The sequence below is a fragment of the Streptomyces sp. NPDC031111 genome (assembly GCF_055570675.1).
In genome coordinates, this window is sequence record NZ_JBVIGS010000006.1 from 302,309 (window position 1) to 322,131 (window position 19,823).

Here is a 19,823-nt window from a genome sequence, read left to right on the forward strand (position 1 = left end):
GGCAGCATGACTGCCCCGTGCGACTCGCGGTGGGAGAAATTGGTGAATCAGTCGGTTCTCGGACCCTGGCTGCGCAGGCCGGTGGTTCGGCCCGAAGCGCGTCTGCGGCTCGTGTGCTTCCCGCACGCGGGCGGCGCGGCTTCCTCGTTCCGTCCCTGGCAGCGCCTGCTGCCGGACGAGATCGAGCACGTGACCGTGCAGTACCCGGGCAGGGAGGACCGGTTCGCCGACACCCCGGTCGGCTCGATGGACGTGCTCGTGCGCGAAGTCGTCGACGCGCTCCAGCCGATGCTCGACCGGCCCTGTGCCCTCTTCGGCCACAGCATGGGCAGCGCGGTCGCCTACGAAGTGGCTCTGGAGCTGCGCCGTCGGGGCCTTCGGGCGCCGGTCCGGCTGCTGGCCGCCGGCCGGGCATCACCCCATCACGCGGTGGTGGGCGACATCCACCACCAGGACGACAGCGCGCTGATCGGTGAACTGTCGCGTTACGGCGGGACACCCCAGGAGGTGCTCGCGGACCCGGAGTTGCGGGCCGCCATCCTGGGATACGTCCGCAGCGACTACCGGCTGATCGAGACGTACCGGCCGTCCTCCGCCGAGCCGTTGGACTGCGCCGTCAGCGTCTTCTTCGGCTCCGAGGATCCCGAGTGCGGCGCGCGGGACGCCGAGACGTGGTCGAGCACCACACGGCACCCCCTCACCGTCACGGCCTTCGACGGCGGTCACTTCTTCCTCGTCCCCCAACGCGCCCTGCTGGTCGAGGCGATCGGCCGGGACCTGGGTCTCGGCCTCCGCCGACCCGCGCGTACGTGGCCCAGCACCCCCTGAGACCTGTGAGACCTGAAAGGACGTCACCGCCATGGTCGCGGACTACTACACCGCCTCCGCGGAGTTCTACGAGATGGTGGCCGCGCGCCACGTGCGGACGAGTGCCGGGCCCCTCACGGCCGCCCTGGCGGGAGTCGACACCACGCACGGCCCCGTCGTCGAGATCGGCGCGGGCACGGGGCGGATCACCGCGGCCATCGCCCAGGCCCTGCCGGGCGTCCCGATCATCGCCGCGGAGCCATCGGTTCCGATGCGGGCGATGCTCACGAGCCGGGTGTTCGGCGACGAGGACCTGCGGAAGCGGGTGACGGTCGTGGCGGAGCCCGCTCAGGAGCTCACCCTGCCCGACACCGTCAGCGCGGTGGTGATCTTCGGTGTGGTCGGCCATCTCACCAGGGCTGAGCGCGGCGACCTGTGGCGGAACCTGCGCGGCAGACTGCCCGAGGGCGGACCGATCGTCGTGGAGCTGATGGGAGTCGGCACCGCCCGTCGCGTACCCCCCTTCAGGATGCTGCGCGAGACGATCGGTGAGCAGACCTACGAGTGGTGGACGGAGGCCGAACCCCTCGAGGGCGAGGTGATGCGCTGGCGGACGTCCTGGAAGGTCTTCCGGCAGGGCGAGTTGGTTCGCACCAGCTCCGACACCTACGACTGGGAGAACCTCAGCCTGGAGCAGCTCGCGCGGGAGGCCGGAATGAGCAGCAGCCTGGTGAGCGCCGCCGGCGTTCCGGGCTCACCCGAGATCGGCAAACTGATCCGGTGACGGGCGGCGACCGGGGCGGTCTCCGCGGTCGCACGGTTTGTATTGACAATCGTTTTCAGTAACGCTTGTATGGGTAGGCCCGGATCCCGCCGTCGGTCGCTCACGGAACGGCGTGGAGCCCGGCCGTCCCGCGCGCTCTCCCGGCCGCCCACTTCCCTCACCATCGCCGCGAGGCGGTGCCGCGCCCCTCGTGGGGCGATGGCCGCACCGCTACAGCCGCCGGCGTCCGACGCCAACCGGAAAGCGAGAACCTCCCCGTGACCCACCGGGAATCCTTCCCCGAGCGCAAACTCACCTTCACCGGCGACCCCCTCGCCGTCGCCGCCGCTCTGTCCGCGGGCACCGACGCACCCCACCTCCTCTACGAGCAGGGCGGCTCCGTCACCTGGAGTGAGGGCGAGTCCGTCGTGATCGAGGTGGCCGGGACCTCCGTCAGGCTGCACGGCAAGGACGTCGAGAGCACGGATCTCCCCGCGGGCGCTCACCCGCTGGCCGCTGCCGGGGAACTCCTCCGGACGCGGACCGACGGCGTCGGATCGGCGCACGGCTGGATCTCCTTCGAACTGGCCCACGCCTACCACGGGGGAGGAACGACCGGCGATCGGACCCTCGCCCGGTTCGTCGTCCCGGAACGTGAGGTCGAACTGACGCCCACCGCGGCCGTACTGCGGGCCGACGGCCCGGACGCCCTCGACGCCCTGGAGAGACGGCTTCACACCGCCTCCGCCTCGGCCGGCGAGCCCTCCTCCGCGCGCGTCGCCGTCGACCTGGAGGAGCACGCCGACCGCTACCGCACCGCCGTCGCCGACGTCGTACGTGCCATCCGCGCCGGGGAGTTGGACAAGGCCATCGTCTCCCGCACCGTGTCCGTGCCGGACGCGATCGACCTTCCGGCCACCTATCTGGCGGGACGGCGCAGCCACCTCCCCGCCCGTTCCTTCCTGCTGCGGCACGGAGGGTGGGAGGCCGCGGGCTTCAGCCCCGAGATCGTGACCCGGATCGACGCCGACGGTCTCGTCACGGCCCAGCCGCTGGCCGGCACTCGCGCGTTGACCGGCGACTCCGACGCGGACGCCGCCCGCCGCGCCGAACTCCACCGCGACGCCAAGGAGGTGTACGAGCACGCCGTGTCCGTACGCCTGGTGCAGGAGGAGCTGAACACCGTGTGCCTGCCGGAGTCGGTGCGCACCGAGGAGTTCATGGCCGTGGAGGAACGGGGCAGTGTGCAGCACCTCGCCTCCCGGCTGCGGGGCCGGCTCGCGCCCGGCCGCGACCGGTGGGACGCGCTCGCCGCGCTATTCCCCGCGGTGACCGCTTCCGGCATACCCAAGGGGCCCGCGCTCGCGGCGATCCGCCGTGCCGAGGAACAGGAACGCGGGCTGTACAGCGGCGCGGTCCTGCGGCTGGAGGCCGACGGCACCCTGGACGCGGCGTTGGTGCTGCGCACCGTCCTGCGCCGCGGTGACCGGACCTGGCTGCGCGCCGGAGCCGGCATCGTGGCGGACTCCGACCCGGAACGGGAGCTGGAGGAGACCAGGGAGAAGCTCCGTGCGGTCAGCGGTCACCTGGTGCCCGCCACCCCGGCAGCGGGGGCGGGCGACGACGTCCCGGCGCCCGTGACCACCTCCATGACGGCTCCGTGAGCCGGAATTCACCCCGATGACCACGCCCACCGCCAACGAACCCCCGTCGACCACCCCCGCCCCCGACGAACGGCGGGGCGCCGCCGACGCCCTGCGTGAACTACGGCGGCCCGTCGCCCCCATGACCCGGCTCGGCATCGTGCTGGGCGCGGTCGGCGCCGTCACGACCCTGGTGCCCTTCGTCGGCATCGCCGAGATCGGCCGGGTCCTGCTGGCCGAGGGCCCGCCGGACCGCGACCGGGTGGTCACCGCGGCCGTCGTCGTCGCCCTGGCCCTGGTCGTCGGCTGGAGCTGCACCGCCGCCGCCCTGTGGATCACCCACCTGGCCGACGGCCGGCTCCAGGCCGGCCTGCGGCGCCGCATGGTCGCCAAGCTCGGCCGAGTACCGCTGGGCTGGTACTCGTCCACCACCTCCGGACAGGTGCGCAAGGCCGCCCAGGAGGACATCGACGACCTGCACCATCTGACGGCCCACCACGACGTCGAACTGGCCGGCGCGATCGCGCTGCCGTGCGCCGGACTCGGCTACCTCGTGTGGGTCGACTGGCGTCTCGCCCCGCTGGCGCTCGCCACCCTGCCGGTCTACTTCACCGCGTACGCCTTCATGATGCGCGGCTTCGCCGAGAAGATGACCGCGGTGGACACCGCCTTCGGCCGGGTCGGCGCCGCCGTCGTGGAGTTCGTGCACGGCATCGGCGTCGTCAAGGTGTTCGGCGGCACCCGCCGCGCCCACGCCGGGTACCGGGAGGCCGTGCACGCCTACGGCGACCAGTACGCGGGCTGGGTCCGGCCCGTGCTGAAACTGGACGCGTACACCTCCATGGCCCTGTCCGTGCCGGTGATCTCCGTCGTCGGACTGGCCGGCGGCGTCTGGTTCACTCACGAGGGCTGGGTCACCCCCGCCGACGTCCTCGCCGAGGTGCTCGTCGCCGCCGTCCTCCCCACCACCCTGCTCACCCTCAACCAGGGCCTGACCGCACAGCGCAAGGCCGTGGCCGCCGCCGGACGCATCACCGCGCTGCTGGACACCCCCGAACTCCCCGTCACCGACCGGCCGCGGAAGCCGAACGGCAACGACGTCGTGCTCGACGGTGTCGCCTTCGGCTACGCCCCCGGCCGGCCCGTGCTCCACGACATCGACGTGACCTGCCGGGCAGGCACCGTCACCGCCCTGGTCGGCGGCTCCGGCGCGGGCAAGTCCACCCTCGCGGCCCTCGTCCCCCGGTTCCACGACGTGGACGCCGGAGCGGTCCGCATCGGCGGCACCGACGTCCGCGACATCGCACCCGAGGAGCTGTACCGGCACGTCGGCTTTGTCCTTCAGGACGTGCGGCTGCTGCACGGCACGGTCGCCGACAACCTGCGCCTCGGCCGCCCCGACGCCACCGACCACGAACTCGTCGCCGCCGCGACCGTCGCTCGCGTCCACGAGCGGATCACGAGGCTGCCGCGCGGCTACGACTCGGTCGTCGGCGAGGACGCCCGGTTCTCCGGCGGCGAGGCGCAGCGCCTCACCATCGCCCGCGCCCTGCTCGCCGACGCGCCCGTCCTCGTCCTCGACGAGGCCACCGCCTACGCCGACCCGGAGTCCGAGGCCGACATCCAGGACGCCCTGTCCACCCTGGTGCGGGGCCGTACCGTCCTGGTCGTCGCCCACCGTCTGTCCAGTGTCACCGGCGCCGACCGCATCGTCGTCCTGGACGCGGGCCGGATCGTCGAGCAGGGCACGCACACCGAACTGCTCGCCGCCGAGGGCCGCTACGCCCGCATGTGGGCGGCCCACCACCCCACCGACGTACCCGGCGCTGGGCCGACCGAGGAGACCGCCCGATGATCCGTCACCTGGCCACCGTCCTGGGGCCCGACCACCGGGGCGCCCTTCGTCGCTACTTCGCCTGGCTGGTCGCCTACGGGGTCCTCGAAGGCGTCGCCATGGCCTTCCTGGTGCCCGTGCTGCGCTCGGTCCTCGACGGCGACACCGACGGAGCGTTGCGCCACCTGGCCGTGCTGGCGGTCCTCGTCGTCGTCACCTGCGTCGCCCGCTACCAGCAGGCCATGCGGGGCTTCGGGCTGGCCGTCGTCACCCTCACCACCCTGCACGACCGGCTCGGCGACCACCTGGTCCGGCTGCCACTGGGCTGGTTCACCTCCGAGAAGGTCGGCCGCGTCGCGCGGAGCGCCACCACCGGCACCTTCACCGTCACCAACGTCTTCGCCCACCAGCTCACCCCCCTCGTCAGCGGCGTCGTCACCCCCGCCACCGTCGCCCTCGCCATGCTCGTCCTGGACTGGCGCCTCGGTCTGGTCCTGGTGGCCTGCGCCCCGCTGCTGTACGCCACCCACCGCTGGTCCGCCGCCTGGGTCGGCCGCAGCGAGCGGCAGCGGGAGGCCGCCGACACCCTCGCCGGCAACCGGGTGGTGGAGTTCGCGCTGGCGCAGAAGACCCTGCGGGCGTTCGGCCGCGACCGCGAGGGCTACGCCCCGCTGGAGGCCGCGGTGGAGCGACGCAGCCGTGCGGGCGGCCGGATGCTCGCCGAGACCATGCCCCGGCTGCTCGCGAGCGGTCTCGCCGTCCAGCTGTGCTTCGCCGCCCTAGTGGCCACCGGCGTGACCCTGGCCCTGCACGACGCCGTGGCTCCCGCGGCCCTGGTCGCGCTCCTCGCGCTCGCCGCCCGGTTCGTCGGCCCGCTGTCGGAGGCGGCCGGCATGAGCGGCATGCTGCGCATGGCGGGCAACGACCTCGGCAGGCTCGCCGCCCTGTTGGACGAGCCGCCCCTGCCCGACACCGGCACCCGCGCCACCCTCGACCACCCCGGCGAGATCGTGTTCGAGAACGTCACCTTCGGCTACGACGGCGGGGACCCGGTGCTGCGGGACGTCTCCCTGCGGGTCCCGCCGCGCACCATGACCGCGGTGGTGGGCCCCTCCGGCGCCGGCAAGACCACCCTGGTCCGGCTCATCGCCCGCTTCTTCGACGTGGACGCCGGATCGGTCCGCGTCGGCGGAACCGACGTGCGCGAGATGCCCGTGGAACAGCTGATGGCCCAACTCGCCCTGGTCCAGCAGGACGTGTACCTCTTCGACGACACCCTGGAGGGCAACATCCGCGTCGGCCGGCCCGACGCCACCGACCAGGAGGTGCGCGAGGCGGCCCGGATCGCCGGCGTCGACGAGATCGTCGAGCGGCTGCCGGACGGTCTGGCCACGCGCGTCGGCGAGGGCGGGGCCTCCCTGTCCGGCGGCGAACGGCAACGTGTCTCCGTGGCCCGCGCCGTCCTCAAGCGCGCTCCCGTCGTCCTGCTCGACGAAGCCACCGCCGCCCTCGACCCGGAGAACGAGAAGTACGTCCAGCAGGCCCTGCGGACCCTGATGCGGGACTCCACCCTGCTGGTGATCGCCCACCAGCTGACCACCGTCGTGGCCGCCGACCAGATCCTCGTCCTGGACGACGGTCGCGTCGGCGAGCGCGGCACCCACGAGGAACTGCTCGCCGCCGACCGCCTCTACGCCCGCTTCTGGGAGCGGCGCCGCCGCAGCCGCGGCTGGCGCCTGGTGCCGGCCGGACCGGCGGAGGCGACCCGGTGACCGGCCTCAGGCGTCCGTTCGGCCGCCGTCGCGTACGGCATGACAGGTGCCGCACACCCCGGTCAGTTCGACGGTGTGGTCCACGTCCTGGAACCCGGTGACGCGCGCCACCTCGACCGCCCACCGTTCCACTTCCTCGGATTCCACGGCGAGACTGAGGCCGCAGTGCCGGCACAGGAGGTAGTGCCGGTGGCCGTCGGCGGGCCGGGGCCGGTAGAGGCGTTCGCCGTCGCTGTCCCGCACCATGTCCACCTGGCCCGCCGCCTCCAGCAGACGGAGCGTGCGGTAGACGGTGGTCAGGCCGACCACGACACCGTCCGCCGTGAGCGCCGCGTGCAGGGTCTGGGCGGAGGCGAAGCCTTCGCAGGCGGCCAACGCCCGTAAGACGGCGGCTCGTTGCGGGGTGGGGCGCCACTCACCGAGTGTCGCTCCGTGCATGTGTGTGCCCCTCTCGGTCAGGGTGGGGATTGCCTCGACCGGGCCGGGGACCGTCAACCGCGACACCGCACCAGGGAGACAACCCCAGCATACGACAACGGTTTTCATATCGGCTTGGTGTCGGCGCCGGGCGGCCGATGTCACCCGAAGTCGCTCAGTCCGAGCCCCAGATGTTCGATGTGGTGGACCGCCTGGTCGAGGAGTGCGGCCACGTGGTCGTCGTAGAGGCGGTAGACGACGCGGCGGCCCTCGCGCTGCCTGGTGACCAGGCCGAGCGCGCGCAGCAGGCGGAGTTGGTGGGAGACGGCGGACTGCTCCATGCCGACGGCGGCGGCGAGTTCGGTGACCGGGTGCGGTGTGTGGCGCAGGGCGGTCAGGATCAGCAGCCGGGAAGGGGTGGCCAGGGCCTGGAGGGTGGCGGCGACGGTCGCCGCGGTGGTCTCGTCGAGCGGGGCGCTCACGGCGGGAACGCCGGTGTCCAGGTCGGCGTGCGCGCGGTCAGCGGCGTGCACGGGCGCGGGCCTCGCGCGGCGGGCGGATGAACTGCAACGCCAGCGTCGCGGGCGGCTCGGCGATGCCGGGACCGCCGGCGGCGGCCCAGATCAGCAACTCCTCGGTGCAGTCGTCGTCCAGGACGAAGCCGATCCAGACGGCCTTGCCTCCGGCCCGGCGTCCGGCGGTGGAGGGCTGGACCACGATCACGTTGGCCTGGTCGCACGGGCCGAGACAGTCGGTCGTACGAACGGCGAACCGGCCGCGGGAGTCGACGGCGCCGGCGCGCAGCCGGTCCAGTTGCCAGGCGTGGTCGGTGCCGGCGTATTTGCGCGGGTTGCCGCAGCAGCACCCCCGGCAGACGACCAGGGTGCAGGGCCGGTCGGCCGCTCTGACCACGGCGCGGTTCACAGCGCGGGCCCCGGCCGGCCGGTCGGGCGCTTTCCCAGGGGCATGGCGGCAGTCCTTCTTCGGGCGGTTCTTGGGTCGGACACGGTTGGCGGTCGGTATGGATACCCACCGCCGAGCGACACAAGCGTGAGGTTAGATGAAAATGATATCCATGTCCACAAAATCCGAGGTCCTCGTACCAGCGGTTGACCGACAGCCCTTTAGACTCGCCTCCGCGACGCCCGGCGGCTCGGAGGGAAGACGTTCACGTGCATATATACGACAACCCTGTGATCAGTGGGTTCCACCCCGATCCGAGCGTGTGCCGGGTCGGTGACGACTACTACCTGGTCTGCTCCAGCTTCGAGTACTTCCCCGGGCTGCCGCTCTTCCACAGCAAGGACCTCGTGCACTGGAAGCAGATCGGCAACGTGCTCGACCGGCCCGGGCAACTGCCGCTGCCCCTCCCCGGTGCCAAGGCGTCCGGAGGCCTCTACGCCCCCACGATCCGTCACCACGACGGCCGCTACTGGGTCATCAACACCAACATCGACGGTGGCGGCAACTTCATCGTCTCGGCCGACCGGCCCGAGGGGCCGTGGAGCGACCCGGTGTGGATCGACCTGACCGGGATCGACCCCGACCTGGCGTGGGAGGAGGACGGCACCTGCTGGTGCGCCTTCTCCGGCCCCGAAGGGGGCATCAACATGGCCAGGATCGACCCGGTCAAGGGCGAGGTGCTGGAGGGGCCCTTCGCCACGTGGTCGGGCAGCGGCCTGAAGTTCCCCGAGGCACCGCACCTCTACCGCATCGGCGACTGGTGGTACCTGCTGATCGCGGAAGGCGGCACGGAACGCGGCCACAGCGTGTCCATGGCCCGCAGCCGCTCGCCGCGCGGCCCCTGGGAGGCGGCACCCGCCAACCCCCTGCTGTCCCACAGCGGTACCGCCGGCTCCATCCAGAACACCGGCCACGCCGACCTGGTGGAGGCTCCCGACGGCAGCTGGTGGATGGTGCTGCTCGGCGTCCGCCCCCGCGGCTTCACGCCCGACGTGCACGTGCTCGGCCGCGAGACGTTCCTGACCCCCGTGGAGTGGGACGAGGACGGCTGGCCCGTCGTGGCGCCCGTTCCCGAGAGCCACGCGGCCCCGGCCGGTGCCTGGCACCCCGTTCCGGCCCCGCCCGCCCGCGACGACTTCGACGGGCCCGCTCTCGCGCCCCACTGGATCTCGCCGTTCGCCCGCCCGGAGCGTTCCTGGTCGCTCACCGAGCGCCCCGGCCGGCTGGTCCTCAACGCCACCGGCCCCACCCTCGACCGTCCCGGGTACACCTTCGTCGGCCGCCGCCAGCAGCACCACGACTGCCGCGTCACCGCCGTGCTCGAACCGGGTGGGGGACGCGGTGGTCTCTGCGTGCGCCTGGACGAGGCCCACCATTACGAACTGGAGGCCGGGAACGGGGAGATCGGCGTCGTCGCCCGGATCGGGCCGCTGCGCCAGACCGTTGCCCGCCGACCGGTTCCGGACGGGCCGCTGCCCCTCACCGTGACGATCCGGACGGCCGGCCTCGTGCCCGCGTCGCCCGAACTCACCGACGGCGGGACCACGGGCCCCGACACCATCGCCTTCTGGCTCGGCGATCCCGACGCCCCGGACGCCCGGCCGCTCGCCGAACTGGACGGGCGCTACCTGTCCACCGAGGTCGCCTGCGGCTTCACCGGCCGTGTGATCGGCATGTACGCCACCGAGGGCGCGGTCGCCTTCGACTGGTTCGAGTACGCCCCGGCCCCGGCGCCGTCCGTGTGACGCCCGGTGCGTGCGGGCGGGTGCCGCGCCCCGAGAGGGCACCCGCCCGCAACCGGCTGGACCCCGGCCGACGTGCCTCCCCGGCCCTCGGACGGCCTCCTCGCCGGTTGGGCTAACCTGTCCCCATGCCCCCCCGACCAGCCGGATCGCGCCCCACCCTGTCCTTGGTGGCCAAGACCGCCGGTACGAGCGTGCCCACCGTGTCCAAGGTGCTGCGAGGCGGAACCGACGTCTCGGCGGAGACGCGCGCGAAGGTCATGGAAGCCGTGCAAGCCGTCGGCTACACCCGCCGGGCCGGGTCCAAGGGCGAGGGCGTGCGGGACGAGAACGGCTGGTCCAACGTGCTCGACCTGGTGGTGACCCACTTCGAGGGGTCATGGGCGAACCTGCTGACAGCTGGGGTCGGGCGAGAAGCGGCGGCAGCGGGGCTCGATGTCGTCATGACGCTCGCCGATCCGCACAGCGACTGGGTGTCGAGGGTCCTGAGAAGGCGCACCCTCGGGGTGATCGGGACGCTGGTCGATCCCGCCTCGGCGCAGTTCGGCGCGCTTTTCGCCGCGGGCGTCCCCGTGGTGCTGATCGACCCGATCAGCGCACCGCCGTCCGGGGTGGCAAGCGTTGGCGTGGCGAACTGGGAAGGCGGCCGGATGGCCGCCGAGCACCTTCTGTCCCTCGGCCATGCGCGGATGGGGGTCGTCGCCGGCCATGCCCGCCATCTCTTCAGCCGGGCACGCGTCGACGGTTTCCGTGCGGCGGCCGACACGGCGAGCGCCGGCAGTGCCACGGTGTCGGTGGCCCACGGCGGATGGAACCGCGCCAAGGCGGCGACCGCCACCCACACCCTGCTCGACGCCGACCCGGGGATCACCGGCATCTTCGCCTGCGCGGACTCCATGGCCGTCGGGGTCTACGACGCGATCGGCGCACGGGGCCTGCGCGTTCCCGAGGACATCAGTGTCGTCGGCTTCGACGACCTGCCCGAGGCGCAGTACATCACCCCCGGACTGACGACCGTCAGACAGCCCAGCACCGAGTTGGGCGCCGCGGCGGTCAAGCTTCTGATCGAGGTCTCCCGGGGCGAGGACGGCGGTGCCCGGCCCCCCGCCCGCATGAAACTGGCCACCGAGCTGGTCGTCCGCGCCTCCACCGGACCCGCCCCGGCGACCCCGGCGCGAAGCCGGTGACGCCGGCAGGAGTGTGCGCCCGGTCTCATCGCGGAGCGGTCGTCACCACCTGAAGGACCAGGCGGCTCGGACGGGCGGCGCCCTGAAGGACCGTGTACTCGGCCGAGGTGGGCTCCGTGGTCGCCCCGGCCGGATCGAAGGCGTTGCGTCCGACGTCCCAGCGGGGTGACGAACTCGGTGCGATGTCGACGCGCACCCGGTGGCCCGGCAGGAACGTGTGTGCCGTCGACCAGAGGTCCACGACGAACTCCTGCTCCTGGCCCGGCTCGACCGGCCGTCTGTCGCCCAGGCCCGTGACCGGGTCGACGGACCGCGCCGACCCCCGCTGCACGCCGTCGGTGACGACACGGCTGCTGCCGTCCGGGTGCTCGTCGCACAGCCGCACGACCACATCCGCGTCCGTTCCCGTGGTCGCGAGGTGGACGACGGCATGGACCGCGCCCAGCACCGTGAGTTCCTCGGCGAGCGGCCCGGTGCGCCACGAGACCACATCCTGCCGCGACTCGATCGCCGCCTGGTCGGCAGGACCCGCCTCGAACGGCGCGAACAGGAGTACCGCACCGCCGCACGTCGGCACCGGGGATGCCGGATCGCTGATCAGCCGCCGTTCACCGCTCTCGGCCGGCTCGGTCGCGAGAGTCCCCCCGGCGTTCAGGTACAGCTCGAGCGTCCGCGTGCCGCGCGGCGGGAACTCGTCCAGGTCGATCCACCGGTTCGAGCCCATCAGGAACACACGCACCGGCGGCGAATCCGCCGCGCCCGCGCGCAAGGTGGTGTCGAACCACCGCACGTGCCGCTCGGTGAGGTCTCCGCCGCCGCCGAGATCGTCGGCGGACGCGCCCGGCCCGAAGTCCGCACCGGCCGTCCGGCCCGACATGTTGTCATGCGACCAGGGGCCGACCAGAAGACGAGGCACCGGCCCGCCGGTGTCCTTCGCGCGGCGCAGCAGCCGCCGGTGGATCTCCAGGGTCGATCCGAGGAAGACGTCGAACCACCCGCCGATCAGGAGGACCGGGATGTCGACCGCATCGATCCGGTCGACGATCTTCCCATCGCGGTGACGTGCCGACCCGAGCGGCTCCCGCAGCCGGTCCAGACCCCACCCGACGATCGCCTCCGACTCCCATTCGACGTGCGGGATTCCGGGCCGGAACGCGTCCCGGGTCGCGATCGCCCGCTCGGTCGCTTCCCACCGCTTCCGCTCGGCCTCCCGTTCGCGGGCGGAGCCGATGCGCGTGATCATGTCCGGGGCGATCGCGTAGTGCGTCCACGCGAGGGTGCTTCCGATCTCCGGCACTCCACCACGGAACCGGAAACCGTCGAGCGCCGACATCGCCGGCGTCATGGCGGGAGCGATCGCCCGCAGGGCCGGGGCGCCTCCCAGAACGGCGCTGAACTGGGTGTCCGAGGCGTAGGACGCGCCCCACATGCCGACGGTGCCGGTGCATTCGGGACGTGCCGCGAGCCAGGCCACGGCGTCGGCGCCGTCGGCCACCTCCTGCGCACAGGGGTCGAAGACGCCTTCGGAACCGAAGCGGCCCCGTACGTCCTGGAGCGCGACGAGGTAACCGGCGGCGACGAGGCGCCCGACGTCCAGCATCCCGTCGTGTTCCTCACGGGTCACGTCATAGGGATGGCGGGTCAGCAGGGCCGGCCACGGCCCGGTCCCGTGCGGCACCAGCAGGACGGTCCGAAGCCGTGTTCCATCGCGCAACGCACAGGTGGCCTCGCGGCGTTCGGCGACCGGGCCCGGCTCCTGAACGGGGCTCGTGTCGTCGCTCACCGGAGGGCGACCGCCGTCCACGACGTCGGCGGCAGTTCGATGGTGAGCAGCCCGTCGACGAGTGCCGCGCCGGTGTTCGCGGCCGGGGTCACCCGGTCCTGCTGGGCGAGCGTGTTCTTCGCGGACACGTCGGAGTCGGCGAGCGTGACCGCCTCGGTGACGCGCGAGGAGCCGAGGCCGCGCACATCGATCGTGACCTGCGCGGCTTCCGCCAGGTCGCGGTTGACGAGGAAGACCGCGGCCCGGTCCTCGTCGACGGTCGCGACGGCGTCGACGACGGACGCCTCTCCGTAGCGCGCCGTTTCGTACGCGGGCGCCTCGATCAGAGGTCGGATCACCTCACCGGAGGCGAGCCGGCTCGTGATCGAGAACGGGTAGAAGGTCGTCTGGCGCCAGGCCGGGCCGCCGGGCTCGGTCATGATCGGAGCGATCACGTTGACGAGCTGTGCGAGGGACGCCGAGGTGACGCGGTCGCTGCGGCGCAGGAGCGTCATCAGCAGGTTTCCGACGACGACGGCGTCCGCCACCGTGTAGGTGTCCTCCAGGAGCCGGGGGGCGTGGCGCCACTCGTCGTGGGTCTCCTCGGACTCCTGGTGCTCCTTGAGGTACCAGACGTTCCACTCGTCGAAGGAGACGTTGATCTTCTTGCTGGAGCGCTTCTTGTACCCCACGTGGTCGGCGGTGGCGACGACGGTGTCGATGAAGTAGTCCATGTCGACCGCCGAGGCGAGGAAGGAGCCGAGGTCGCCGTCGTGCTCCTGGTAGTACGCGTGGCACGAGACGTAGTCGACGTGGTCGTAGCTGTGCTCGAGTACGGTGCGTTCCCAGTCGCCGAATGTGGGCATGGTGGACCCGGAGGAGCCGCAGACGACGAGTTCGAGGCCCTTGTCGGCGCTCTTCATCGCGGCGGCGGTGCGGGCGGCCAGCTTGCCGTAGTCGTCCGCCGTCATGAATCCGGTCTGCCAGGGGCCGTCCATCTCGTTGCCGAGGCACCACATGCGCACGTTGTGCGGTTCCGGTGTGCCGTTGGCGATGCGCAGGTCCGACAGCGCTGTGCCGGACGGGTGGTTGGCGTACTCGAGCAGGTCCAGGGCGGGCAGGATGTCTCGTGTGGCTATGTTGACCGCCAGCATCAACTCGGAGTCGGTGAGCTTGAGCCATCTGGCGAACTCGTCGAGGCCGATCTGGTTCGACTCGAGCGAACGCCAGGCGAGGTCACGGCGTACCGGGCGTTTTTCGCGTGGGCCGACGGAGTCCTCCCAGCGGAACCCGGAGACGAAGTTGCCGCCCGGGTAGCGGATGGTCGTGCTGCCGAGTTCTCTGACGAGTTCGACGACGTCCATGCGGAACCCGTCGTCGTTCGCTTTCGGGTGTTCGGGCTCGTAGAGCCCGGTGTACACGCAGCGGCCGAGGTGCTCGACGAACGAGCCGAAGGTGCGGCGGCGGACAGGAGCGATGACGGCCTGCCGGTCGAGTTCGATGTGGACGCGGGGCAATGCGGCGGTCCTTTCAGGGGGATGGCGTGGGAGGGTCACGGGCCGGCCCGGTGGTGCCGTCGGTCAGCGGCCTGCCCCTGCCGTGAGGCACGGCAGGGGCAGGCGTGGGACGGTCCGGTTCGGGTCCCGGTACCGGTGTCAGCCCTTCACGGCACCGGTGAGGCCGCCGACGATGCGCTTCTCGAAGACCGAGAAGAAGACCAGTGCGGGCAGCATGGCGAGTGAGGTGAAGGCGAGCACCTTCGCGGTGTCCGTGGAGTACTGCGAGGAGAACACCTGGACACCGAGCGGCAGGGTGAAGTTCGCCTGCGAGTTGAGGACGTACAGGGGCAGGAGGTAGTTGTTCCAGCTGCCGACGAATCCGAGGATGCCGACGGTGACCACACCGGGCAGCGACAGCGGGACCACCATGCGGAAGAAGAACCCGAGTCGGCTCATGCCGTCGATCGCGGCGGCCTCCTCGATCTCGTTCGGGATGGCTCTGAGGAACGGCACGAGGATGATGACGGTCGTCGGCAGGCCGAAGGCGATCTGCGGGACGATCACGCCGAGCAGGTTGTCGACGAGGCCGAGGTCCTTGATGACGAGGTACAGCGGAGTGATCGCGATGACCATCGGGAACATCAGGCCCGCCGCGAACAGGGAGTACATCGCGCCCTTGAGCTTGAAGTCGTAGCGCGCGATCACGAAGCTCACCATCAGACCGAGGGCGACGATGCCGACGGTGCTGGCGATCGCGACGATGAGGGAGTTGGCGAACTCGCCCCAGAACACCGTCGACTTGAGGATGTCGAGGTAGTTTCCGACCACCCAGGGACGCGGCAGCGCGGCCGGGTCCGTGGTGATCTGCGCGTTGGTGCGGAATCCGCCGAGCACGATGTAGAGCACCGGTGCGACGCAGACGCCGACGAAGAGCAGCGCGATGAAGTAGGTGACGGGGCTGCCCCACTTCTGCGGCTTGTCGCGGTGGCCGCGGCGGCGGGTGGGTGCCTTGGGCTCCGGCGCGGGGGACTTCCGGGAGGTGGTGGTCGTCGCGCTCATCACACGGTCCCTTCGGTGACGGCGCCCTTGAGGTCGCGGCGCAGGACGAAGCGCTGGTAGAGCAGCGCGACGACGAGCGAGATCACGAACATCACGACCGCGACGGCGCTGCCGTAGCCGTAGTTGCCCGCGTTGCGGCCCTGGGCGAGCATGTAGATCGCCATGGTCGAGGTGCCCGCGGTGCCCGAGACGTACTGGCCCCAGATGATGTAGACGAGGTCGAACAACTGCAGCGAGCCGATGATCGACAGGAACGCCCAGATGCGGATCGTCGGCCCCAGCAGCGGCAGTGTGATGCGGCGCTGGATCTGCCAGTAGGAGGCGCCGTCGATCTGCGCGGCCTCGAAGATCTCGTCCGGGATCGACTGAAGGCCGGCGAGCATGAGGATCACCGCGAAGCCGATGTACTTCCAGGTGATGATGGCCATCAGCGTCCAGATGGCCAGGTCCGGGTCGGCGATCCAGTCGGCCTCCAGCGAGCCCAGTCCGATCCGGTGCAGCAGGTCGTTGACGGCTCCGTTGCTCTGGAGCATCAGGCTCCAGCCGGTGCCGACGATGATCTCGGAGATGATGTAGGGCACGAAGATCAGGACGCGGATGGTCGAGCGGCCGCGGATCCTCTGGTTGAGCAGGAGCGCGAGGACGATCGCCAGCGGACCCTGGATGACCAGTGAGAGCACCAGGATCAGGCCGTTGTGCCACAGGACGTCGTGGAAGGCGGGGTCGCCGAGGATCAGCTCGTAGTTGTTCAGGCCGACCCAGTCGGTGGGCTCTCCATAGCCTTTCCACTGGTAGAAGCCGTAGTACGCGGCGAGCGCGACCGGGAAGATCACGAACGCCAGGAACGTGATGACCGCCGGCGCGGACAGGACCGCGATCTCCAGTCGCATCCTGGCACGGCCTCGGCGGCGCGCAGCCGCTCGCGGCGGAGCCGGGGGCACGGACGTGGCCGCGTCCCCGGCTCCGGGCGTGCCCGGCGGCCGGCGGCCGTCGGCCGTGTCGGTGCCCAGGGTGTCGCTCATGTGTGCTTACTCAGCCCTTCTCGGCGGCAGCCTTGACGTCCTTGACGATGTCGGCGGCGGAGCCCTTGCCGGCCATCAGGTTCACGACGGCGATGTTCATGGCGTTGCCGACGTTCTGGCCGTACACGGTGTCGAGGAACTGCATCGAGTAGGCGGCCTTGTTGAAGGCCTGGAGTGCCGAGATGTTGTAGGGCTCGGTGACGACCCCCTGGGCCTGCTTGTTCACGGGGATGGTGTCGAAGTCCTCGGCGTAGGCCTCCTGCTGCTCCTTGGTCACCACGAACTGGAGGAAGCCCAGGGCCTCGTCCGGCGCGTTCTTGGAGAGCGAGTATCCGCCGGCGCCGCCCATGATGGCGGAAGGGTCGCCCTTGCCGCCGGGCACGGAGGGGAAGGGGAACCAGCCCAGGTCGGGGAGCGGCTTCTTGTCCGGCGTCAGATCGGCGATCACGCCGGGATTCCAGTTGCCCATGAGCTCCATGGCCGCCTTGTGGTTGGCGATCATGCCCGCCGAGGACCCGGCGCCCTGCTGCGACGTCGCCGTCAGGAAACCCTTCTGGAAGGGTTCGGTCTCCAGGAGCCCGGCGAGGTCGTCACCGGCCTTGGTCCAGCACGGGTCGTCGAACGTGAGCGACTTGGCGGCCTCCTGCATGGTCTCCTGGCTGCACTCGCGCAGGGCGAAGTTGTAGTACCAGTGCGCGGCCGGCCAGGCGTCCTTGGCGCCGACGGCGATCGGCGCGACCTTGATCGCCTTCAGCTTGGCGACGGCGTCCTCGAGCTCGTCCATCGTCGTCGGCGGCGAGGTGATGCCGGCCTTCTTGAACAGGTCCTTGCTGTAGTAGATGCCCTCGGGCTGCGTGTCGAGCGGCATCGCGTAGACCTTGCCGTCGATCGAAACGCCTTCGAGGGCCGCTTCGCCCACGTTCGCCCTGTCGGTGTCGGTCAGTTCCAGTGCCTGGATCTGGCCGGCGTCGACCATGGCCTGCATCTTGCCGCCACCGCGCTGGAGGAAGATGTCGGGCGCGGAGTTCGAGTTGAGCGCGTTCTGGAGCTTGCCGTCGAGGTCCTCGTTCTGGACCGACTGGATCTTGATCGTGACGTCCGGATGCAGCTCGTGGTACGCCTTCGCGGCGTCCTTCCAGAACTGCACCCCGCGCCCTTCCATCGCGTTCGTCCAGAGGACCACCGTGCCCTGGCCACCGGACGCACCGCTGCCGTCGTCGCCGCCGGCGCAGCCGGCAGCGGCGAGTGCGATGCACACGCCGATCGCGGCAGCCGTCGCGCTGCGGGTCTTCCTCGTCATCGTGGAACTCCCTGATCTGTCGTCAGTGATCCAACTGCTGATACTTTGCGCAAACTAATGGACCATCCGCGAAGTAGGAGCCAGGTGTATCGCCGAAAATGAACGCAGGGCAACCAAGAGTTTTCGCAAGTTGCGCAATCGTTACTGGCATGCCGGCAGTTGTTCGTGATGACGAACGGGTGCGTCAGGATGAGGGACCAACAGTGAGGAGCACACCCGTGACCGAGGCGATGTCCTTCCTGCTCGAACGCCTCCACGCGGCCGGCCTGACCGACGTCGTCGCGATCGAGCCGGCCGTCGGAGGCCTCGCCGCGACCGCGGGGCTCGCGCACCGCGCCGACGGCACGTCGGTGTTCGTCAAGGCGTTCGGCGAACCACCGTCGGACGACGTCTTCGCCGCGGAGGCCGAAGGCCTCACCGTGTTGCGTGAGGCGGGCGGCATCGCCACGCCCGAGATCGTCCTCGCGGACCGCGACCTGCTCGTGCTGTCCGTGCTGCGGCCCCGGCCGGGGACCGAGGCCTTCTGGGAGCAGCTCGCACACGCGCTCGCCCACCTGCACACCACCACGCGGTACCCCCGATTCGGTTGGCACCGGGACAACTGGCTGGGCCGCCGTCGACAGGTCAACACCTGGGCCGACGACGGGTTCGAGTACTTCGCCCAGCACCGTCTGCTGCGCTGGCTCGACGAGCGACGCGTTCGGGAGGCGCTCGACGCCGCGGACCGGGCGGCGCTGGAGCGGCTGTGCGACCGGCTGCCCGAACTGCTTCCGGTCAGGCCCGCGTGCCTGACACACGGCGATCTGTGGGCACAGAACGTCATGGCCGCCCCCGACGGACGGCCCGCGCTGATCGACCCCGCCGTGTCGTACACATGGGCCGAGGTCGACCTGGCCCACCTGTGGACGACGGCGCCGCCGCCCGAGGCGCAGGTGTTCTTCGAGCTGTACGCCGAGCTGACCGGCCTCGACCGGGACTGGCGCGAACGGATGCCGATCCTCCAGCTACGTCAACACCTGGCCGTCATAGCCCAGTTCGACCCCGACTGGGGCGCCGCGGACCTCGTACGCGCCACGCTCGCCCCTTTCCGGCGGCGGGCCTGAGCTCGGCGACGGGTCAGTGCGAGTCGTGGATCACCCGGCGACGGCACCCAGGATGCTGACCTGATGACCGCCGCGGCGGGTGCCCGGGTGCAGCTGCCCGGCTCCCTGGAGAAGAAGCGCATGGCGCCGTCTGTTGCGGAGGCGCGCAGGGAGTTGGGGCAGAAGACGGTCGCGGAATACGCTGCGGCCCGCACGGCTGGGCGTGGACACCGTCCGCTTCGGCCGCTTCGGCACCGTCGAGAATCGCCGCCTCGGCCCGTTACAGCGGAGCGTCCGTCTGCCGGCGTGCCGGGGTCGAGAAGGCGGCGAAGGCAGCGTCCAGCAGCTCGCCAAGGTCTCCTTGGCCGCCGCTCGCACTCCACTGCCCGAGGACGATCCACAGGCATTCGAGTGCTGCTGCCGCGCGCACGTTGGCGATGACCGGTGATCCGTCGGCCGAGGAGGCCGTCTCCCGCAGCCGGGCGGCGATCTCCGGTCGCCATTCAGTCTGCTTCTCACGGAGCCGTGCGCACAGGGCCGGAGTCCGGTCGACAAGGCTGAGGATCGTCACCAGTTCCCGGACCTCGCGCACGAGGAATGTCACGGCTGATTCCAGGGCGTTGCGCAGCCTGTCCCAGTCGTCCTCGTTGACCCGGTCGGCGTCGAGCGCGTCGGTGATGACGTCACCGACGGGGTCGAAGACGAACAGGACGACGTCCTCCTTGGTTCCGAAGTAGCGCAGGAAAGTGCTCCGCGACACTCCGGCGGCCTCGGCGAGGTCGGCGAAGGTGACCTGGTTGAAGCCGGTGAGGCAGAACCGGTTGAACGCCACGCGGGCCAGCTCTGCTCGTACCGCGTGGCGGCCGATCTCACGGGTACCGACGGGTGCTGCACTCATGGAGCCAAGTGTACTGCGCCACACCCGGTTGCCTTGATGCGCCTCGATTCATAATCTGATACTCAGTGTCAGT

Annotated in this window: 17 protein-coding genes; 8 read left to right on the plus strand and 9 right to left on the minus strand. The window is 71.1% G+C overall.

The window, feature by feature from the left end:
• The first annotated feature begins 42 nt into the window (after positions 1 to 42).
• The 5 genes from ACZ470_RS15715 (at position 43) to ACZ470_RS15735 (ending at position 6,819) form a co-directional block, all read left to right on the plus strand.
• The gene (locus ACZ470_RS15715; RefSeq protein ID WP_468427455.1) at positions 43 to 828 is read left to right on the plus strand and encodes a thioesterase II family protein; all 786 of its coding nucleotides are present in this window, start codon (positions 43 to 45) and stop codon (positions 826 to 828) included.
• Positions 829 to 859: 31 nt separating this feature from the next.
• Entirely contained in the window at positions 860 to 1,591 is a 732-nt protein-coding gene (locus ACZ470_RS15720; RefSeq protein ID WP_468427457.1) for a class I SAM-dependent methyltransferase, read from the plus strand.
• Between the two features lie 257 nt (positions 1,592 to 1,848).
• Positions 1,849 to 3,234 carry a salicylate synthase gene (locus ACZ470_RS15725; RefSeq protein WP_468427459.1) on the plus strand — a complete coding sequence of 462 codons (1,386 nt, stop codon included), beginning with the start codon at positions 1,849 to 1,851 and terminating at the stop codon, positions 3,232 to 3,234.
• 16 nt (positions 3,235 to 3,250) lie between these two features.
• A complete protein-coding gene (locus tag ACZ470_RS15730) occupies positions 3,251 to 5,068 on the plus strand; it encodes an ABC transporter ATP-binding protein (RefSeq protein ID WP_468427461.1) in 1,818 nt (605 codons plus the stop codon).
• Positions 5,065 to 6,819, plus strand: coding sequence for an ABC transporter ATP-binding protein (locus ACZ470_RS15735; protein WP_468427463.1), 1,755 nt, complete (start codon positions 5,065 to 5,067; stop codon positions 6,817 to 6,819). The genes ACZ470_RS15730 and ACZ470_RS15735 overlap by 4 nt, the downstream gene beginning before the upstream one ends.
• 6 nt (positions 6,820 to 6,825) lie before the next feature.
• Here the strand turns inward: ACZ470_RS15735 and ACZ470_RS15740 are convergent, their stop codons facing one another.
• The 3 genes from ACZ470_RS15740 to ACZ470_RS15750 all read right to left on the minus strand — a co-directional run bounded on the left by ACZ470_RS15740 (position 6,826) and on the right by ACZ470_RS15750 (position 8,160).
• Positions 6,826 to 7,257: a Fur family transcriptional regulator gene (locus tag ACZ470_RS15740; RefSeq protein WP_468427466.1), complete on the minus strand. Its 432-nt coding sequence runs from the start codon at positions 7,255 to 7,257 to the stop codon at positions 6,826 to 6,828.
• Positions 7,258 to 7,397: 140 nt separating this feature from the next.
• Positions 7,398 to 7,769 (minus strand): ArsR/SmtB family transcription factor, encoded by a 372-nt coding sequence (locus tag ACZ470_RS15745; RefSeq protein ID WP_468427468.1) that lies wholly within the window; start codon positions 7,767 to 7,769, stop codon positions 7,398 to 7,400.
• Positions 7,756 to 8,160 (minus strand): thioredoxin domain-containing protein, encoded by a 405-nt coding sequence (locus ACZ470_RS15750; protein ID WP_468427470.1) that lies wholly within the window; start codon positions 8,158 to 8,160, stop codon positions 7,756 to 7,758. Before ACZ470_RS15750 ends, ACZ470_RS15745 begins: the two co-directional genes overlap by 14 nt.
• A 248-nt stretch (positions 8,161 to 8,408) precedes the next feature.
• On the opposite strand from ACZ470_RS15750, the gene ACZ470_RS15755 reads away from it, so the two are divergent.
• On the plus strand, positions 8,409 to 9,944 hold the full coding sequence (locus ACZ470_RS15755; protein ID WP_468427472.1) for a glycoside hydrolase family 43 protein: 1,536 nt from the start codon (positions 8,409 to 8,411) through the stop codon (positions 9,942 to 9,944).
• 125 nt (positions 9,945 to 10,069) lie between these two features.
• The gene (locus tag ACZ470_RS15760) at positions 10,070 to 11,128 is read left to right on the plus strand and encodes a LacI family DNA-binding transcriptional regulator (RefSeq protein WP_468427474.1); all 1,059 of its coding nucleotides are present in this window, start codon (positions 10,070 to 10,072) and stop codon (positions 11,126 to 11,128) included.
• A 25-nt stretch (positions 11,129 to 11,153) separates the two neighbouring features.
• On the opposite strand, the gene ACZ470_RS15765 is transcribed toward ACZ470_RS15760, so the two are convergent.
• The 5 genes from ACZ470_RS15765 to ACZ470_RS15785 all read right to left on the minus strand — a co-directional run bounded on the left by ACZ470_RS15765 (position 11,154) and on the right by ACZ470_RS15785 (position 17,770).
• Positions 11,154 to 12,911: a CocE/NonD family hydrolase gene (locus ACZ470_RS15765; protein ID WP_468427476.1), complete on the minus strand. Its 1,758-nt coding sequence runs from the start codon at positions 12,909 to 12,911 to the stop codon at positions 11,154 to 11,156.
• A complete protein-coding gene (arfA, locus tag ACZ470_RS15770) occupies positions 12,908 to 14,407 on the minus strand; it encodes an arabinosylfuranosidase ArfA (RefSeq protein ID WP_468427478.1) in 1,500 nt (499 codons plus the stop codon). Before arfA ends, ACZ470_RS15765 begins: the two co-directional genes overlap by 4 nt.
• 138 nt (positions 14,408 to 14,545) lie before the next feature.
• The gene (locus ACZ470_RS15775) at positions 14,546 to 15,448 is read right to left on the minus strand and encodes a carbohydrate ABC transporter permease (RefSeq protein ID WP_468427480.1); all 903 of its coding nucleotides are present in this window, start codon (positions 15,446 to 15,448) and stop codon (positions 14,546 to 14,548) included.
• Positions 15,448 to 16,470: a carbohydrate ABC transporter permease gene (locus ACZ470_RS15780; protein ID WP_468427482.1), complete on the minus strand. Its 1,023-nt coding sequence runs from the start codon at positions 16,468 to 16,470 to the stop codon at positions 15,448 to 15,450. Before ACZ470_RS15780 ends, ACZ470_RS15775 begins: the two co-directional genes overlap by 1 nt.
• 10 nt (positions 16,471 to 16,480) lie before the next feature.
• Positions 16,481 to 17,770 (minus strand): ABC transporter substrate-binding protein, encoded by a 1,290-nt coding sequence (locus ACZ470_RS15785; RefSeq protein WP_468427484.1) that lies wholly within the window; start codon positions 17,768 to 17,770, stop codon positions 16,481 to 16,483.
• 218 nt (positions 17,771 to 17,988) lie between these two features.
• Here ACZ470_RS15785 and ACZ470_RS15790 point away from each other — a divergent pair, with 218 nt between their 5' ends.
• The gene (locus ACZ470_RS15790) at positions 17,989 to 18,873 is read left to right on the plus strand and encodes a fructosamine kinase family protein (RefSeq protein ID WP_468427487.1); all 885 of its coding nucleotides are present in this window, start codon (positions 17,989 to 17,991) and stop codon (positions 18,871 to 18,873) included.
• Between the two features lie 259 nt (positions 18,874 to 19,132).
• Here ACZ470_RS15790 and ACZ470_RS15795 read toward each other — a convergent pair whose 3' ends face one another.
• Positions 19,133 to 19,750 (minus strand): TetR/AcrR family transcriptional regulator, encoded by a 618-nt coding sequence (locus tag ACZ470_RS15795; RefSeq protein ID WP_468427489.1) that lies wholly within the window; start codon positions 19,748 to 19,750, stop codon positions 19,133 to 19,135.
• Positions 19,751 to 19,823: the final 73 nt, after the last annotated feature.

Bases quoted from the DNA above. Each gene is read 5' to 3' on its own strand.
- ACZ470_RS15720 (WP_468427457.1), top strand. From the start codon at position 860: ATGGTCGCGGACTACTACACCGCCTCCGCGGAGTTCTACGAGATGGTG.
- ACZ470_RS15780 (WP_468427482.1), bottom strand. From the start codon at position 16,470: ATGAGCGACACCCTGGGCACCGACACGGCCGACGGCCGCCGGCCGCCG.
- ACZ470_RS15795 (WP_468427489.1), bottom strand. From the start codon at position 19,750: ATGAGTGCAGCACCCGTCGGTACCCGTGAGATCGGCCGCCACGCGGTA.
- ACZ470_RS15785 (WP_468427484.1), bottom strand. From the start codon at position 17,770: ATGACGAGGAAGACCCGCAGCGCGACGGCTGCCGCGATCGGCGTGTGC.
- ACZ470_RS15730 (WP_468427461.1), top strand. From the start codon at position 3,251: ATGACCACGCCCACCGCCAACGAACCCCCGTCGACCACCCCCGCCCCC.
- ACZ470_RS15735 (WP_468427463.1), top strand. From the start codon at position 5,065: ATGATCCGTCACCTGGCCACCGTCCTGGGGCCCGACCACCGGGGCGCC.
- ACZ470_RS15775 (WP_468427480.1), bottom strand. From the start codon at position 15,448: ATGAGCGCGACGACCACCACCTCCCGGAAGTCCCCCGCGCCGGAGCCC.
- ACZ470_RS15760 (WP_468427474.1), top strand. From the start codon at position 10,070: ATGCCCCCCCGACCAGCCGGATCGCGCCCCACCCTGTCCTTGGTGGCC.
- ACZ470_RS15740 (WP_468427466.1), bottom strand. From the start codon at position 7,257: ATGCACGGAGCGACACTCGGTGAGTGGCGCCCCACCCCGCAACGAGCC.